The organism is Arenimonas terrae (assembly GCF_006265115.1).
Classification (GTDB): domain Bacteria; phylum Pseudomonadota; class Gammaproteobacteria; order Xanthomonadales; family Xanthomonadaceae; genus Arenimonas; species Arenimonas terrae.
Map to the genome: position 1 here is coordinate 163,451 of NZ_SMDR01000002.1, position 16,572 is coordinate 180,022.

Below are 16,572 nucleotides of genomic sequence, written 5' to 3' on the forward strand. Positions count from 1 at the left end.
TGGCCTTACGCGGCGAGAGCGCGCTTGGCCTGCTCGGCGATCGCGCTAAACGCGGCCGGGTCGTGGATGGCGATGTCGGCCAGGGCCTTGCGGTCCAGGGTGACGTTCGCCTTCAGCAGTCCGTTCATGAAGCGGCTGTAGCTCAGGCCGTGCAGACGGGCGGCCGCATTGATGCGGACGATCCACAGGCTGCGGAACTGGCGCTTCTTCTGCTTGCGGCCGATGTACGCGTACTGCTGGGCCTTGGTGACGGCCTGCTTGGCGACGCGGAACACCTTGCGGCGGGCGTTGTAGTAGCCCTTCGCGAGCTTGATGATTTTCTTGTGACGGCGGCGCGCCGTTACACCACGCTTGACTCGTGCCATTTTCTATTCTCCTCAGAGGTACGGCAGCATGCGGTCCAGACGGCCCGCGTCTTCGGCACGAACGTGGTTCGTCTGCCGGAGATTGCGCTTCCGCTTGGTCGCCTTCTTGGTGAGGATGTGGCTACGGTTGGCGTGGCCAGCCTTGTACTTGCCGGAAGCGGTCTTCCGGAAGCGCTTGGCGGCCGCCCGATTGGTCTTGATCTTGATCTTGGCCATGGTCGTCCCTTTGGGGTTTTCTTGATTACTGGCCTGGGCGGTGGCTCGCGCCACACTTTCCGTCCTGCCCGTGCCGGCTTGTAAGTCTTTGATTCCGCGAAGAATCTATGACAGGTCCATGACGGTTCTGCCCGATGGACTGGGCCCGGGAACCGCACCGGGGACCCACCGGAATCCCGGTGGGCCGCGAATTATGCAGGAAAAGCAGTGACTTGGGCAAGCCGGGCGAGCCGCCCGGCCGGGGTCACTTCTTCTTGGGCGCGACCATCATGATCATCTGGCGGCCTTCCAGGCGCGGGCGCTGCTCGATGATCACTTCGTCGCCCAGGTCGAGCTCGATGCGCTTGGCCATTTCCAGACCCAGCTCCTGGTGGGCCATCTCGCGGCCCTTGAAGCGGATGTTGACCTTGACCTTGTCGCCCTCTTCCAGGAAGCGGCGCAGGTTGCGGAGCTTGATGTTGTAGTCGCCATCGTCGGTGGTCGGGCGGAACTTGAGTTCCTTGATCTCGACGATCTTCTGCTTCTTCTTGGCGGCGTTCGCCTTCTTCTGCAGGTCGAACTTGTACTTGCCGTAATCCATGATGCGGCAGACCGGCGGATCCGCGGTCGGCTGGATTTCCACCAGGTCGACGCCGGATTCCTCGGCCAGCGCGAGCGCTTCGTCGCGCGTCAGCACACCGACCATCTCGCCATCCAGGCCGATCACGCGTACGCGCGGGACCCGGATCTCGAGGTTCTTACGGTTGCCCTTGTCAGAAGATGAAGTATTGATTCGCTTGTTCCTATGTTGTCCGATCCGATCCGGCCGCCTGCATCAGGCAACCGGGCCATTCTCCGCATGCAGCCGGGCGATGAAGTCTTCCAGAGCCATCGACCCCAGGTCCTCCCCGGACCGCGTGCGCACCGCAATCATCCCATTTTCCTTCTCGCGGTCGCCAACCACCAGCAGGTACGGGACTTTCTGCATCGTGTGCTCGCGGATCTTATAGCCGATCTTCTCGTTCCGCAAATCGGCCTTGACCCGGAAGCCTTGATTCTCAAGGGTTTTCCGGACGGTCTCGACCCAGTCGGACTGGGCGTCGGTGATGTTCATGACCACGGCCTGGACCGGGGACAGCCAGGCCGGGAAGGCGCCGGCGTGGTTCTCGACCAGGATGCCGATGAACCGCTCCATCGAACCGACGATGGCGCGATGCAGCATCACCGGGTGCCGCTTGGCCGAGGTGTCGTCCACGTATTCGGCACCCAGGCGGCCCGGCATCATGAAGTCGACCTGCATGGTGCCCAGCTGCCAGGTGCGGCCGATGGCGTCCTTGAGGTGGTACTCGATCTTCGGGCCGTAGAAGGCGCCCTCGCCCGGCAGCTCCTCCCAGGCCACGCCGCAGGCCGACAGGGCGGCGCGCAGGGCGGCCTCGGCCTTGTCCCAGGTGGCGTCGTCGCCCAGCCGGTTTTCCGGGCGCAGGGCGATCTTGATCTGCACGTCCTGGAAACCGAAGTGCTCGTACACCTTCAGCGCCTGCTGGTGGAAGGCGGTGACCTCGGACTCGATCTGGTCCTCGGTGCAGAAGATGTGGCCGTCGTCCTGGGTGAAGCCGCGCACGCGCAGGATGCCGTGCAGCGCGCCCGAGGGCTCGTTGCGATGGCAGGCGCCGAACTCGCCGTAGCGGATCGGCAGGTCGCGGTAGCTGTGCAGGCCCTGGTTGAACACCTGCACGTGGCCCGGGCAGTTCATCGGCTTGAGCGCATAGGTGCGCTTCTCCGACTCGGTGAAGAACATGTTTTCCTTGTAGTTGTCCCAGTGGCCGGACTTCTTCCACAGGGACACGTCGAGGATCTGCGGGCAGCGCACTTCCTGGTAGCCGGAAGCGCGGTAGACCTTGCGCATGTACTGCTCGACCACCTGCCAGAGCTGCCAGCCCTTGGGGTGCCAGAACACCAGGCCCGGGGCCTCTTCCTGGATGTGGAACAGGTCGAGCTGCTTGCCGATCTTGCGGTGGTCGCGCTTCTCGGCTTCCTCGAGCTGGGTGAGGTAAGCCTTGAGGTCCTTGTCGTTGAGCCACGCGGTGCCGTAGATGCGGCTGAGCATCTGGTTGTTGCTGTCGCCGCGCCAGTAGGCGCCGGCGACCTTCATCAGCTTGAACGCGCGCAGCTTGTCGGTGCCCGGCACGTGCGGGCCGCGACACAGGTCGGTGAACTCGCCCTGCGTGTACAGCGACAGGTCTTCGCTGGCCGGGATCGATTGAATGATCTCGGCCTTGTAGTGCTCGCCGATGCCCTTGAAGAAGGCCACGGCCTCGTCGCGCGACTTCACGCTGCGGGTGACCGGCAGCGCTTCCTTCACGATCTTGAGCATCTCGGCCTCGATGGCCGGCAGGTCCTCGGGCGTGAACGGGCGCTCGTAGGCGAAGTCGTAGTAGAAGCCGTTGTCGATGACCGGGCCGATGGTGACCTGGGTGCCGGGGAACAGGCGCTGCACGGCCTGGGCCAGCAGGTGCGCGGTGGAGTGGCGCAGCACGTCCAGGGCGTCGGGATGTTTGTCGGTGACGATCTCGAGTGCGGCGTCGTGGTCGATGCGGAAGCTGGCGTCCACCAGCTTGCCGTCGACCTTGCCGCCCAGCGCGGCCTTGGCCAGGCCTGGGCCGATGGACAGCGCGACCTCAGCGACGCTGACGGGATGTTCGAACGGGCGGCGGCTGCCGTCGGGAAGCGTGATGTTGATCATGGGGCTCTCGTTGCTCCCGCGCCGGAAGGGCGGCGGGTCTGGCTGGATGGCGGCGGGCAAGAAAAAAGGGCGCCAGGCGCCCTTCGCGGATGCGGGACCTGGTCGGCGCGATCAGTGAAGGGCGGTAGTGCTCATGTCGCACGCTCGGCGCCGGTTTCCCGGGGCCACCTTGTTTTTGCCGTGACGGTGCAAAGGTAGGGCCGGGGCCGCTGAAAGTCAATGAATTCAGGCGTTTCCGGCTAGACTCGGACCCAGGCCCACCGGGATTTCGCACATGGCGCAGAGCATCCACGATTTCCACGACGACCCCCGAAACGCCGACATCCGCATCTGGATCAACGGCCAGCTCAAGCCCCGGGCCGAGGCCACGGTGTCGGTGTTCGACAGCGGCTTCGTGCTGGGCGACGGGGTCTGGGAGGGGCTGCGGGTGGTCTCGGGGCAGCCGGTGTTCCTGGACGAGCACCTGGACCGGCTGTTCGAGGGCGCCAAGGCGATCGCCATGGACATCGGCCTGGACCGCGCCGGGCTCACCCGCGCCATCCGCGAAACCCTGGCCGCCAACGGCATGCACGACGGCGTGCACCTGCGCCTGATGGTCACCCGGGGCGTGAAGCGCACGCCCTACCAGGACCCGCGCGTGACCGTCGGCCCCGGCACCATCGTGATCATCCCGGAGTTCAAGACCGCCAAGCCCGAAACCGTGGCCACCGGCCTGACCCTGTTCACAGCGCACGTGCGCCGAGGCTACCCGGACGTGCAGGACCCAAAACTCAACAGCCACAGCAAGCTCAACTGCATCACCGCCTGCATCCAGGCCTATACCGCCGGCGCCGACGAGGCGCTGATGCTGGACCCGCACGGCTTCGTCGCCACCTGCAACTCGACCCACTTCTTCATCGTCCGCAAGGGCGAGGTGTGGACCTCGACCGGCGACTACTGCCTGGCCGGCATCACCCGCGCCAACGTGCTGCGGGTCTGCCGCGAGGCCGGCATCCCCTGCTTCGAGAAGAACTTCACCCTGGCCCAGGCTTATTCGGCCGAAGAGGCCTTCACCACGGGCACCTTCGCCGGCGTGGTGCCGGTGCGTTCGATCGACGGCCGGGAGATCGGAGACGGCAGGCCGGGGCCGATGGTCGCGCGGCTGCAGGGCCTGTATCGCGAACTGGTGCAGCGCGACGTGCTGCTTCGCGCGGCGGAGCGCCTGGCATGAGCGGCCTGCGGATCGCGATGTGGAGCGGCCCGCGCAACATCTCGACGGCGATGATGCGGGCCTGGGAGAACCGCGAGGACTGCGTGGTCAGCGACGAACCGCTGTACGCCGCCTACCTCGCGGAAACCGGCCTGGACCATCCGGGCCGCGACGAGGTGATCGCGGACGGCGAGACCGACTGGCGCAAGGTCGTGGCGGCGATGACCGGCCCCATCCCCGGCGGCCGGCCCCTCTGGTACCAGAAGCACATGAGCCACCACCTGCTGCCGGACATGCCGGTGGACTGGGTGTTCGGTCTCACGAACGTCTTCCTGGTCCGCGATCCATCCGAGGTCGTGTCCTCTTATCTCAAGTCCCGCGCCACCGTGACGCCGGACGACATCGGCCTGCCCCAGCAGGGCCGCCTGTTCGACCGGCTCTGCGACCGCCTGGGCGAAGCGCCACCGGTGATCGACGCCGGTGATTTCCTGCAGGCGCCCGGGCCACACCTGCGCGCGCTCTGCGCACGGCTGGGCATTCCCTATTCGGACCGTATGTTGTCCTGGCCCCCGGGGCCCCGCGACAGCGACGGCATCTGGGCACCGTACTGGTACGACGCCGTCTGGAAGTCCACGGGCTTCGAGCCGTGGCGCGCGCGGGAAACCGGCCTGACGGGCGCGGCCCTGGCGGTCGCGGACGCCTGCCGTCCGGTTTACGAGCGGCTGCGCGCGCACCGGATGCCGGTCGCCTGAAAGCAGAACGGCCAGGCAAGTGCCTGGCCGTTGCGTCCTTCTGTCACCTTCGCGGGGAAGGTGGTGGGCGGTACAGGTTTCGAACCTGTGACCCCTACCATGTCAAGGTAGTGCTCTACCGCTGAGCTAACCGCCCATAAGGGGCGCGAAGTATAGCAACGGACCCCGAGCCGCGGCAACGGCGGCGCGGCCCCGGGCCGCAGAGGCCCGCGGGGCGCGGGTTTCAGGCCATCAGGCCCTGGGTCCGGAGCCGGTGGATCTCGTCGCGGACCTTGGCCGCCTCCTCGAACTCCAGGTCCTGGGCGTGTTTGTGCATGCGGGCCTCCAGCTGTTTCAGGCGTGCCGCGAGCTGGCCCGGGTCCATCGTCGCGTAGTCGGTGCCCTCCTCCGCCACCCGGCGGCCCTTGCCGCGGCCGCGCACGTCCTCGGGCTCGCTGCGGGCCCCCTCCATGACGTCCATGACCGCACGCACGATCGAGGTCGGGGTGATGCCGTGTTCGGCGTTGTAGTCCACCTGGCGCTGGCGACGGCGGTCGGTTTCGTCGATCGCGGCCTTCATCGAATTGGTGATGCGGTCGGCGTAGAGGATGGCCTTGCCGCGGACGTTGCGGGCGGCGCGGCCGATGGTCTGGATCAGCGAACCGGTGGAGCGCAGGAAGCCTTCCTTGTCGGCGTCCAGGATCGCCACCAGCGAAACCTCGGGCATGTCCAGGCCCTCGCGCAGCAGGTTGATGCCGACCAGCACGTCGAACACGCCCAGGCGCAGGTCGCGGATGATCTCGACGCGCTCCACCGTGTCCACGTCGCTGTGCAGGTAGCGGACCTTGACGTCGTGCTCGGACAGGTAGTCGGTGAGGTTCTCGGCCATCTTCTTGGTGAGCGTGGTGATCAGCACGCGGTCACCGATCTTCACGCGGGCGTTGATCTCCGACAGCACGTCGTCGACCTGTGTGGCGACCGGGCGGATCTCGACCTCCGGGTCGATCAGGCCCGTCGGGCGAACCAGCAGTTCGACCACCTGGTCGCCGGACTTCTCCAGCTCGTACTTGCCCGGCGTGGCCGAGACGAAGATGCTGCGCGGCGCGCGGCGCTCCCACTCCTCGAACTTCAGCGGCCGGTTGTCCAGGGCCGACGGCAGCCGGAATCCGAATTCCACCAGAGTTTCCTTGCGCGAACGGTCGCCCTTGTACATGGCGCCCAGCTGCGGGACGGTGACGTGCGACTCGTCCACCACCAGCAGCGCATCCGGCGGCAGGTAATCGAACAGGCAGGGCGGCGGCTCGCCGGGCATCTGGCCGGTGAGGTGCCGGCTGTAGTTCTCGATGCCCGAGCAGAAGCCGACCTCGGCCATCATCTCGAGGTCGTACATGGTGCGCTGCTGCAGGCGCTGCGCCTCGACCAGCTTGTTGGCTTTGTACAGCTCCTCCATGCGGGCGCTGAACTCGACCTTGATGGTCTCGATGGCGTCGAGCACCGTGCGCCGGGTCGTCACGTAATGCGACTTCGGATACAGGGTGTAGCGCTGCAGCTTGCGGGTCACGTGTCCGGTGAGCGGGTCGAACAGCGACACGCCCTCGATCTCGCCGTCGAACAGCTGGATGCGCAGGGCCTCGATCTCGGACTCGGCCGGATGCACGTCCACCGTCTCGCCGCGCACCCGGAAGGCGCCGCGCACCAGCTCGGTTTCGTTTCGGCTGTACTGCATCTCGGTGAGGCGGCGAATCAGCTCGCGCTGGTCGATGCGGTCGCCCTTGACCAGGTGCAGGACCATCCGGAAATACTCGTTCGGGTCGCCCAGGCCATAGATGGCCGAGACGCTGGCCACCACCACCGCATCGCGGCGCTCGAGCAGGGCCTTGGTCGCCGACAGGCGCATCTGCTCGATGTGCTCGTTGATGTTGCTGTCCTTCTCGATGAAGGTGTCGGTGCTCGGGATGTAGGCCTCGGGCTGGTAGTAGTCGTAGTAGCTGACGAAATATTCGACCGCGTTGTGCGGGAAGAAGGACTTGAACTCGCCGTAGAGCTGGGCCGCCAGGGTCTTGTTCGGGGCCAGCACCAGGGTCGGTTTCTGCACCGCCTCGATGACGTTGGCGATGGTGTAGGTCTTGCCCGAGCCGGTGACGCCGAGCAGGGTCTGCTGGGCCAGGCCCGCCTCGAATCCGTCCACCAGGCGTCGGATCGCCTGCGGCTGGTCGCCGGCGGGCTGGTAGGGGGCGATCAGCTCGAATCGGTCGGACATGGCAACGACCTCGCGACAGGGGACTGACAAGTATAGCCAGAGCCTGACTCCGGTCACGGCGCGTTCCTACGGCAGGGCAGGACTACGCCGATGCCCGGAGAGCCCGACTGCATGGACCCTGTGCGGGTGCCACTTCCCGGGATCGACGATGCGCCAGCGACTGCGCGGCTTCACCATCACGGAACTGATGATCTGCCTGGCGCTGCTGGCCATCCTGCTCGGGCTCGCCCTGCCGGGGTTCGCCTCCATCGTCGAGCGTGTCAGGATCATCAACAGCTTCCATGCCCTGACGGCCTCGCTGATGAGCGCACGCATGGCAGCCATCGCCCGCGGCGCGCCGGTCACGGTCTGCCCCAGCGCCGATGGCCGGCATTGCCGGACCGATCTGGTCTGGGACGAAGGCTGGCTGGTCTATCTCGACCCCGGACGCGAAGGGCAGCCAGGCCATGCCGATGCCATCCTGCGGCATGAATCGGGACCGGGCCGGGGCATCGTGATCCGCAGCACCCAGGGCCGGCACCGGGTTCGGTACCAGCCCAGCGGATGGTCCGGGGGCAACAACCTGACCCTGCGCGTCTGCGCCGGTCCGCTGCCGAGACATGCCGGCGACGTGATCGTGAACCTGGCCGGAAGGCCCCGGAGCCGGCACATCAAGGCCCCGGATACGCCCTGCCCCATCGCGCCCTGAGCGCGCAAGGGCTTGACCCAAGGGCCCAGAAGCTTAAAATGCCCAGCCTCGCCCGAATAGCTCAGCCGGTTAGAGCACTTGACTGTTAATCAGGGGGTCGTTGGTTCGAGTCCAACTTCGGGCGCCAGTTTTATCAAGGGCTTGCGAGGAATCGCAGGCCCTTTTTGTTTCCGGGCCGCAAAGCCCACGGAGCTGAGCTTCAACCCGCACAAATGAAAAGGCCCGCATCGCTGCGGGCCTTTTCACATCCGGTCGTCTGGATTCACCAGCAGGTGGAAACGCCGGCCGAACCCGTCACGGTCTTGGTGCCTGCCTGGTTCATGCGCAGCGAGCCGCACGCGGTGTCGCGCGTTGCCTGCCTGCCTTGCGGAGTGGCTCCGAGGGTAAAGCCCGTCGCCGTCACTGCGCCGACGAAGGCGAACGTGTACTGCCCCACCAGGTCGTCCCGGCACTGGAACGTCGCCGTAGCCGGGTTGCCGCCCACATAGGTCAGGTTGTCGGTGTAATGCCGCTCCATGAACTGCGCCATTTCGGTCAGGCAGGCCGCCGCGGTGGCCCGGCGCGTCGTGATGACATGCTGCTGGTACGCGGGCAGCGCGATCGCAGCCAGCACGGCGATGATCACGACGACGATCATGAGTTCGATCAGCGTAAAGCCGCGCTGCCTCGGCAGGGAAATCGTCATTGATCAGTCCTCGACAAGTTCACGCCAAGACGTGCGCTTCGGGTCGCTGCCCGATCCGCCGCCAGGATTGAGGTTTTCGTCATCGCACTGTGCGTTGGAACCGCACACCACGATGTCGGAACCATTGTTCACCAGACCGCCGACACCGTGCAGGCCGATACCGAGGTCCACGGAGCCGATGTAGTAGCTTTCGCCATCCTCGCCGGTGATCGTTTCATCATTCGACTGGCCATCGCCATCGACGTCGATGCCCGACTGCGAACCGGTGCCGCCGAGGTTCTCGAAGCTCGTACCGGTGAACACGTCCAGGATCGTCAGATAGCCCGAGCCGTCGGAATCGCAGCCCTCACCCGCCAGCGGGATCGCGCTGGAGAACAGCACCGCCCGCCGCGTGATCTGGGCACCGCCAATGATCCGCTCGCCGGGGGTCGGCTCATCCATGTCGATGAACCAGCCCTTGGAGTCGTCGGCGAGCTCCGAGAAGTTCTCGTAGGCCTTCGCCGGACGACCCTGCGAATCCTCACCGACCGCCATGATCTCGCGCTCGGTCAGCTCGGAGCGGTCGGCGATGACTTCATCCTCGTCGATGATCGCGTAGATCGACTGGATCTCGGTCGAACCCACGTCGCTGACAGTGATCAGCCTGCCGGTACCGAAGGCCACGAACACGCTGTCCTCGCCCTGCTCCTGGGCAAGCGCGAGGCCGGCCGTGATCGGCTGCGGATTGCCGTCCGGATCGGTGGCGGTGAACAGCGGCTCGCCGCCCAGGGCAAGCGCCCAGTTCGTCGGGTCCGCGTCGGTCGTGTCGAACTTCCAGACGTTGCCGAGCAGGTCGCCCGCATAGACGTAGTCGACCCGGCCATCGCCGTCGTCGTCGCGGCCACGCGGCGCGGCCAGGCCGTTGCCGCCGGTCGAATCGGCGACGATCTTCTTCACCAGCGTGCCGCTGGTGAGGTTGTAAACGAAGAGCGCCGCGCTGCCGTTGGTGCTGTCGATGCCGTTGGGCACGAAGGCCAGCATGTCGCCGTTGTTGCCCCTCGCGATCAGCGGCACGCCGATGACATAGCCCATGTCGGCATCCGTGGTCGCCGTGTGGTCCCAGAGCACGTCGCCGTTGCCCATCGAGCCGGGCTGGTTGACCTCGAGCGCGAAGGCGCCCTTGCCGCCACGGCCCAGGGTGCCGACGAGATAGTTCACCGCGGTGGTGTCGCGGTCGCCGCCCAGCGCGATCGGACCGTCGACGAAAAACGCGTGCTCGTAGTCCGGATGGCTCAGCGACGCCAGGTGGGTCAGGTTGATGCCTGCCGGGACGTAGGAGAACTGCACCTGGCCATTGGCGGAGTTGATGCCATGGAGCATGCCGTCGTTCGCGCCGACGAAGATGGTCTGGGTATCCACCGAGAAGACCGGCGACGAGTTGATCACGTCACCGAGCGGCGAGACGCGGTTGCGCAGCACATTGCCCTGCGCCGCCGAGATCTCCAGCGACTGGTTGCCCTTGACGTAGGCCGCGTTGTTGGCGCCGGTTACCGGAGCAATGCCGCCGACGCGCGCCAGCGCGGTCGATTGCGTCGACGTCGGGAATGCCGTACCCGTCGTTCCGCCCCAGGTCAGAACCGTGCGGTTCTGGAAGGTCGTGCCGCCGGCGGCGATCACCTCGGACACGCGCCAGAGTTCATCGGAGGAAATACCCGCCTCAGTGACGTTGCGCGCCAGCAGGTCGCCGTACCACAGGCCCGACTGATAGGTCGCCTGGTACATGCGGGTACCGACGGCGAAGGTCGCGGCGTTCGTCGCAACGTTCGAGCCGGACGCCAGCCGCGACTGGATCGCGCCGAGCACTTCCTCCAGCGCTGAGCGGAACGCGGAAGCGTTCGTGGCGGTGATGAACTCGCCGTGGCCGTTGACCGCTGCGTGCAGGAGGTCGTCGATGCGTGCGGGGATCTCAGCCGTACCGCTGGTATTCGACATCTGCGGATCCGGCCAGTTGCCCGGGTTGCCGTTGACGCGCGGCCGCCCATCGCGCACCACGTCCGCGACGGTCGTCTGGTCCACCGTACCCTTGAGGCCGATCGAGATGCCGAAGGTGACCATGTGCTGCCAGAAGGCCGGGTTGGCGACGCTGGGCGTGACGATGTTGTCCAGGTCGGTGCGAAGGTCGTTCTTCCAGTACCTCATCGCGATGTCGGCCAGCGTGTCCTCGCGGTTGGTGGAGGCGCCGTCGACATACGGCTCGCTCGTGGACACCGAGTAGCGGACCGCGTTGTAGCCGTCTTCGGTCGGCTCCTTGGAATGGTCGATGATCGACGCGCCCGCGGTACCTTCCTGGTCGTTGATGCCGGTGACGTTGCTGTCGGACCAGTCGCTGTTCCAGTAACCGTCCGTGGTCAGGATCGCGAAGTTCTGCCGGCAGGCCAGCTGGTCCGCCGCGGCCTCGGGGCCGTACGGGCCGGTGGCGTCGCTGGTGCCGAAATAGGCGCCGGCTTCGCGCAGGGTCGAACGCAGCGGGGTGCCGCTGTTGCCCTGGGCATTGAACAGCTTGGAGAACCAGTTCGTCCGGTTCGCGGTATTCGCCGTGAACAGGCCGTCGTTCGTGCCGACCGGGATGTTGAAGTTGGTGTTGCTGTTGTTCTCGTGCAGCGACCAGAAGCCGACGCGGACATTGTTGCCCAGGCTGTTGAAGGCCTCGGCCGCACCGGCCTTGGCGATCTTCATGCGGGTCCGGTGGTAGGAGTACCAGGTCGCGAAGTTGACCATTTCGGCCGCGATCGTCGTGCGTGCGGCATCGACCGGCTGCGGCGGCAGCGCTTCGGTGCATCCCGCCCAGTTCCAGGTCGTCGACGAGGCTGCGGCTGAGCAGCCGGAGTTCTGGTAGGTCGTGGTCGAATCGCTGTAGGTGACGTTGATGGTCAGATTGGAAACCGCCGCCGTGCCGGCGTTGGTCGTCGTGATGTAGACGAGATAGTCGTCTTCCGGCGCGTTGCTGATCGTGCAGGTCTCATTGCTGCCCGCCCCGTTGGCGCCGCTGCATGCCAGCTGCCAGTTGCCGCTGACTCGACGGTAGACCTGCAGATTGGCGTTGCCGTTGTTCGCGGCGAGCGTGATGACCAGCGAATCGTAGGTATCGTCGGTATCGAACTGGTAATTGGTGCCGGAGTTGCTGTTGCGGGGGACCGCCACCCCGGTCCACGTGGCGACCGTGCCCGAGTCGGTGCTGACGATCGGCGGGAAAGCGCCGTAGTCGGTGCCCTGCTTCAGGACGGTGCGGATCGACCGCATCGTTCCGTCAACGTTGCGAATCTCGTACCGGTAGTAGTTCGTGGACTCGCGCAGGTAGTTGGTCGTGTTGTTCGGCGTGTTCGGCGTGTCGACCATCCACTTGGGCACGTAGAAGGTCCGTGCGCTGCCGCTCAGGTCGGTGGTGTCGCCGCTGGCGAAGTTGTCGCTCGTATAGGCCGCCGAATAGCTGGTACCGCCGGTCATGCGGGTGCCGTCAGCCTGCACCCAGGTCTGGTAGGTCTGGCGGGGGTCGTACATCAGCGTGTTGCTGGTGAACGTATTATTGGAGATGTTGAATGTCGAAGAGCTGGCGCAGTCGCCGTTCGACACCCGGCGGCAGACCGTGGGCAGCGCCTGGTTCACCATCACGTTGTCCTCCATCGACCCGGAATCGTCGAGGATGAACAGGATGTTGGGGGCAGGCTCGCCGGCGCCCGTCTGCAGTGGGTACTGCGGGAAGCTCTGGGCGAAGACGGAAGTCACCGGTGCCGCGCCCAGGGTCGCGACGAACGCGACGAAGAGAGGCGTGGCGGCGCGCCGAAGCGGCTTGTTGCGGTTCGCGTTCATGGCTGGCACCTGGCCTACGGAAGCTGGTAAGTGGTCTGCAACAGGACTTCAGACCCGTTGCCCGTCTGACTGAAAACAGTGATCCGGTAATTGCGCACCGGCGTGCCCGAGGCCGTGCATTCGTCCGCGGAGACGTCGATGCCGGTGGTGCACTCGCCGCTGGCCGCCTGGCCGTCTCCCATGTCTTCGACGACATAACGGACGATCGCCGGGCTGACCTGGACATCCGCCGTTCCGTAACCGCTGCCGGCAGTGGTCCAGAAACTGGTGGCTTCCCAGGCTGAGGCCGCACCATCGACCGGCATGGCGCAGAGGCCGGCGCTGCAACCGCTGGTCGGCATGGTCGGTCGGGCACCGGCGGAGGCCAGGTCGGATTCGACCTCGCGCAGCGCCGCCTCGGCTAGCTGGAAGGCCTCGGCGCGCGCGACCGAGTTGCCGGCCATGCGCTCCTGCATCACCGTTCCGCGCATCGCGGCCAGGCCAAGCAGGGTGATGACGAGCAGCAGCATCAGGACCACCACCAAGGTGACGCCGCGCTGCCGTTTGCGGAGACTGGGATTCACAGCAGGTCCTCCCGGTTGCGCAGGTTGACCACATGCGTCATGACCCGCCCGAGGACCTCGCCGTTCTGGCCGCGGATCTCGTTGCCGGTCAGCGCACCCTCGGCTCCGGTCATCTGCAGCCGGATGCGGACGGCGATGACACGCCCCCAGTCACCGACGGTCGTTTCCGCGCCGAAGTCATCGTCGCCGGCTTCGAGGTACTCCAGCTGCATGTCCTCGACGCCTTCGACGATCTCTTCGCGGGCGCCCTGGACCGTGGGTGTCTCGGTCGCGCCGGCGTTCACCACCCGGGCGCGGAACAGGGACGTGCCGCCACGATCATTGTTGCCCACGTACCACTGCATCGAGTTGACGCGCGCCAGGAAAGCCGGCGCGAAGCTGCCCGCATCGCAGGGGCTGTCGTCTTCGGTGAAGCAGTAGCCGGCATCGGCGCTGGCGCCGGTCCAGCACGAACCGTCCTCCGGACGCTCGAACTGGAACTCCTGGCTGCAGTTGAGGCTGGTGCCGCCGGCATGCTGGATCTTGCCCGAGGGCAGGCCGGTGACCTGGAACACGAACGCGAAGTTCATGTTGCAGATCAGCAGGATGTCGTCGACGGCGATGCCCGCCGAGTCGCTGACCGAAAGTACCGCACTGGGCGTGTCGTGGTCGGTGACGCGGACCGCTCCGTCGCGGGCCAGGTGCAGCTGGATCGCATCGGTTCCGCTTACGCGCTGTCCGACCGCCGTGCCGATCGCCGTTGCCGGCATCGCCACGGTCCCCTCGAACCCTTCCAGGCCATCGGCGTAGCCGGTCCACCAGCCATTGGAGCCCGTGGTGAGCTGGCTGACGAGCGTCGCCGCGGTGGAGCAAGGGTTGCCGCCGGCCTCGCGCACGTCGCGCGACATCAGTTCGAACGCCACGCGGGAATTTTCCTGGATGCGCCCGAGCGTCTCGGTCGCGGCATAGACGCGCTTGTTGGATATGAATACGCCGCCGGCCGCCGCCGTGACCAGCAGGCCGAGCAGCAGCGCGATCATCAGCTCGATCAACGAGAAGCCGCGTTGTACCACGCGGCGGGACATCTTCAAGGCCTTCGGGTTCTTCACAGCCTCGTCTCCGTAACCAGTTCGTGCGTTTCCTCGCCAGCCGTGGCGCGGGAATCGTTCCAGCGGACCTTGACCTCGCAGGTTTCGGCAGCGCAGTCGATGGCGCCGCAGGCCGTCGGCCCCATGGCCTCCTGCAGCGAGGCGATCCACATTCCGACTTCGGCGTCGATCCGGTTGTCGGTTTCATCAGGCACCGCGCACAGGTAGCCCTGGTCATACTGCCCGCCGCGTGCCGCGACCCGGTTGGCCCGCAGCATGTCGAGCATCGAATAGGACTGGATGACCGCGGTGGTACGGTCGCCGGAGCTCTGGGTGTTGCGCAGGCTGACGGCCTGAAGCGCGGCGATGCCGAGCATGCCAATTGCGAGGATCAGCACCGCGATGAGGACCTCAAGCAGGGAAGCGCCGCGCTGCGCGGTCCGACCCGGGTTCGAATGAGTGGTCATGGTTTCATCAGTCCGTGCGCGCCGAGCAGGCCGTGCCGCCGTTGCGCGGAGTGACCGCGATACGGCTGGCGACGATGCCGACATCCAGGGTGTTTTCTGCCACAGGCAGCTTCGAAGAGCAGGCCGACAGGCTACCGGCTACCGCCGTACCACTGCCGACACGCGCGAACCCGGTCGGCAGGAAGCCGAACCGGTTGTTCGTCGAAACGTTCGAACTCGCGGTGAGCGTCACGCCGGTCCCGACGATCTGCACATCGCGGATCAGGGTGCCGGCGGCCGCCTCGCGCACGATCATCCGCGACCAGTTGCTGCCGGAACAGCTGGTGCCGTTTGTCGACGGGCAGATCTCGACGCGGCGGTTGCGGCGGATGGCCTCCATCCGCGCGAGATTCAGCGTCGCGGATATCTCGTTCGCCGCCGAAACCAGCTGGTTGCGGTTGATCATGTCGCGGAAGCTCGGGACCGCGATCGCCAGGACGATCGCGAGCACGGCTACCGTGATCATCAGCTCGACCAGGGTGAAACCAGCGACTTCACGGCGCCCTTGGACCGGGCAGGGGAAAGGAGGATGGCGCATGCGGTATCGCTCTCTCCGGAATACCTGGGCACGTTAGCCCCATCCCCAGGCCGGGCGCCAACGACTCCCGATGAACGGCTCCCGGTACATGACAGGAGGCGGCGCCGGGAAGCGTCCTCGGGCATGATGGCGGCGGACCCTACCGCGCCTGCCCATGACCTCCCAAACGCCGCCCAGCCCGTCGATGCGACCGCTCGACGCCCTATGGCGCCCCGTGGCGCTGGCCTGGATCGTGGCCGCGGGGGAGGGCCTGGCGGGGGTGCTGGCCCTCGCGCCAGGCCTGGTCGAAGACCGCTGGCTGTACTTCGCCGTGACATCGCTCTGGGTCCAGTGGGTGTCCCTGTCGACGCTGGGGGTGCTCTATGCCGCGCGCGGGCTCCTGGGAGCCATCCCGCCGGTCACCGTGGGCGCCATCGCCCTGGTGGTCGCACTGCTGTTCTGCTGGCTGCTGACCTGGGCGGCCCGTTCCTATTACGGCCCGATCGCCGGCCCCGAGGCGATCGACTGGCCCCGGCTGGCCCGCCTCGCGTCGGGCATCACCCTGGTGGTCGGCTTCCTCGGGCTGGCGATCTTCGACAATTACTGGCGCGGCCAACGCCATGCGCTCAACGCCAGGCAGGCCCAGCTGGAGGCGCTGCAGGCGCGCATCCGCCCCCACTTCCTGTTCAACACCCTCAATACCGGCGCAGCCCTTGTCCATGCCCGGCCGGGCGAGGCGGAGCGGCTGCTGCTGGACCTGGCCGACCTGTTCCGCGCCGCGTTGTCCGGGCCACGGGAGATCCCCCTGGCCGATGAACTGGCGCTCGCTCGCCGCTACCTGGAGATCGAGGCCCTGCGTTTCGGGCCCAGACTGCGGCTGCGCTGGGACCTGCCGGAGCAGATCCCCGAAGTGCTGGTGCCGACGCTGTCGATCCAGCCCCTGGTCGAGAACGCGATCCGGCATGGCGTCGAACCCTCGGGCGAAGGTGGCGCCGTGGACGTCAGCGTGACGCTGGAGCCTTCGGTGGTGCGCATCGTCATCCGCAACGACCTCCCGGCCGGCGGCCACCGGCCGGCCAACGGCCACCATGTGGGGCTGCTCTCGTCGCGCGAGCGCATCCTGGCCCTCAGCCAGGGCCGCGGCCGCCTGGACACCGAAGTCGTGGACGGCCGCTACGTCGCGACGATCACCCTGCCCCGCCACACGGCCTGAGCAG

15 protein-coding genes and 2 tRNA genes are annotated in these 16,572 nt (G+C 66.6%); 5 read left to right on the forward strand and 12 right to left on the reverse strand.

Going from position 1 to position 16,572, the window contains the following annotated elements; translation table 11 throughout:
* Positions 1-5: 5 nt before the first annotated feature.
* The 4 genes from rplT to thrS all read right to left on the reverse strand — a co-directional run bounded on the left by rplT (position 6) and on the right by thrS (position 3,303).
* The gene (rplT, locus tag E1B00_RS09530; protein WP_139448133.1) at positions 6-365 is read right to left on the reverse strand and encodes a 50S ribosomal protein L20; all 360 of its coding nucleotides are present in this window, start codon (positions 363-365) and stop codon (positions 6-8) included.
* A gap of 12 nt (positions 366-377) precedes the next feature.
* Positions 378-581 carry a 50S ribosomal protein L35 gene (gene rpmI, locus E1B00_RS09535; protein WP_026816738.1) on the reverse strand — a complete coding sequence of 68 codons (204 nt, stop codon included), beginning with the start codon at positions 579-581 and terminating at the stop codon, positions 378-380.
* A gap of 244 nt (positions 582-825) precedes the next feature.
* Complete coding sequence (infC, locus tag E1B00_RS09540) at positions 826-1,353, reverse strand: translation initiation factor IF-3 (protein WP_139448135.1); 528 nt, start codon at positions 1,351-1,353, stop codon at positions 826-828.
* A gap of 42 nt (positions 1,354-1,395) precedes the next feature.
* Positions 1,396-3,303: a threonine--tRNA ligase gene (gene thrS, locus E1B00_RS09545; RefSeq protein ID WP_139448137.1), complete on the reverse strand. Its 1,908-nt coding sequence runs from the start codon at positions 3,301-3,303 to the stop codon at positions 1,396-1,398.
* Between the two features lie 274 nt (positions 3,304-3,577).
* Between thrS and E1B00_RS09550 the strand changes: the two genes are divergently transcribed.
* Both E1B00_RS09550 and E1B00_RS09555 read left to right on the forward strand, forming a co-directional pair.
* Positions 3,578-4,513: an aminotransferase class IV gene (locus E1B00_RS09550; protein ID WP_139448139.1), complete on the forward strand. Its 936-nt coding sequence runs from the start codon at positions 3,578-3,580 to the stop codon at positions 4,511-4,513.
* Positions 4,510-5,244, forward strand: coding sequence for a sulfotransferase-like domain-containing protein (locus tag E1B00_RS09555; RefSeq protein WP_139448142.1), 735 nt, complete (start codon positions 4,510-4,512; stop codon positions 5,242-5,244). Before E1B00_RS09550 ends, E1B00_RS09555 begins: the two co-directional genes overlap by 4 nt.
* Before the next feature lie 61 nt (positions 5,245-5,305).
* Here the strand turns inward: E1B00_RS09555 and E1B00_RS09560 are convergent.
* Both E1B00_RS09560 and uvrB read right to left on the reverse strand, forming a co-directional pair.
* Positions 5,306-5,380, reverse strand: a tRNA-Val gene (locus E1B00_RS09560).
* A gap of 87 nt (positions 5,381-5,467) precedes the next feature.
* Positions 5,468-7,483 (reverse strand): excinuclease ABC subunit UvrB, encoded by a 2,016-nt coding sequence (gene uvrB / locus E1B00_RS09565; protein WP_139448144.1) that lies wholly within the window; start codon positions 7,481-7,483, stop codon positions 5,468-5,470.
* Between the two features lie 148 nt (positions 7,484-7,631).
* Between uvrB and E1B00_RS15700 the strand changes: the two genes are divergently transcribed.
* Complete coding sequence (locus E1B00_RS15700) at positions 7,632-8,171, forward strand: GspH/FimT family pseudopilin (protein ID WP_181953160.1); 540 nt, start codon at positions 7,632-7,634, stop codon at positions 8,169-8,171.
* 50 nt (positions 8,172-8,221) lie between these two features.
* Positions 8,222-8,298 (forward strand) — tRNA-Asn (locus E1B00_RS09575).
* A gap of 135 nt (positions 8,299-8,433) precedes the next feature.
* On the opposite strand, the gene E1B00_RS09580 is transcribed toward E1B00_RS09575, so the two are convergent.
* The 6 genes from E1B00_RS09580 to E1B00_RS09605 are packed head-to-tail and all read right to left on the reverse strand — an operon-like array spanning position 8,434 to position 15,376.
* Positions 8,434-8,856 (reverse strand): type IV pilin protein, encoded by a 423-nt coding sequence (locus E1B00_RS09580; protein ID WP_139448148.1) that lies wholly within the window; start codon positions 8,854-8,856, stop codon positions 8,434-8,436.
* Positions 8,857-8,859: 3 nt separating this feature from the next.
* Positions 8,860-12,702 carry a pilus assembly protein gene (locus E1B00_RS09585; RefSeq protein ID WP_139448150.1) on the reverse strand — a complete coding sequence of 1,281 codons (3,843 nt, stop codon included), beginning with the start codon at positions 12,700-12,702 and terminating at the stop codon, positions 8,860-8,862.
* A 14-nt stretch (positions 12,703-12,716) separates the two neighbouring features.
* Positions 12,717-13,265, reverse strand: coding sequence for a pilus assembly PilX family protein (locus tag E1B00_RS09590; RefSeq protein WP_176693193.1), 549 nt, complete (start codon positions 13,263-13,265; stop codon positions 12,717-12,719).
* Positions 13,262-14,329: a PilW family protein gene (locus E1B00_RS09595; protein ID WP_176693226.1), complete on the reverse strand. Its 1,068-nt coding sequence runs from the start codon at positions 14,327-14,329 to the stop codon at positions 13,262-13,264. Before E1B00_RS09595 ends, E1B00_RS09590 begins: the two co-directional genes overlap by 4 nt.
* Positions 14,330-14,349: 20 nt before the next feature.
* The gene (gene pilV / locus E1B00_RS09600; protein ID WP_139448156.1) at positions 14,350-14,799 is read right to left on the reverse strand and encodes a type IV pilus modification protein PilV; all 450 of its coding nucleotides are present in this window, start codon (positions 14,797-14,799) and stop codon (positions 14,350-14,352) included.
* A 7-nt stretch (positions 14,800-14,806) separates the two neighbouring features.
* Positions 14,807-15,376, reverse strand: a complete 570-nt coding sequence (locus tag E1B00_RS09605) for a GspH/FimT family pseudopilin (protein WP_139448158.1) — start codon at positions 15,374-15,376, stop codon at positions 14,807-14,809.
* 154 nt (positions 15,377-15,530) lie between these two features.
* Here E1B00_RS09605 and E1B00_RS09610 point away from each other — a divergent pair, with 154 nt between their 5' ends.
* Entirely contained in the window at positions 15,531-16,568 is a 1,038-nt protein-coding gene (locus tag E1B00_RS09610) for a sensor histidine kinase (protein ID WP_139448160.1), read from the forward strand.
* The last annotated feature ends 4 nt before the right edge of the window (positions 16,569-16,572 follow it).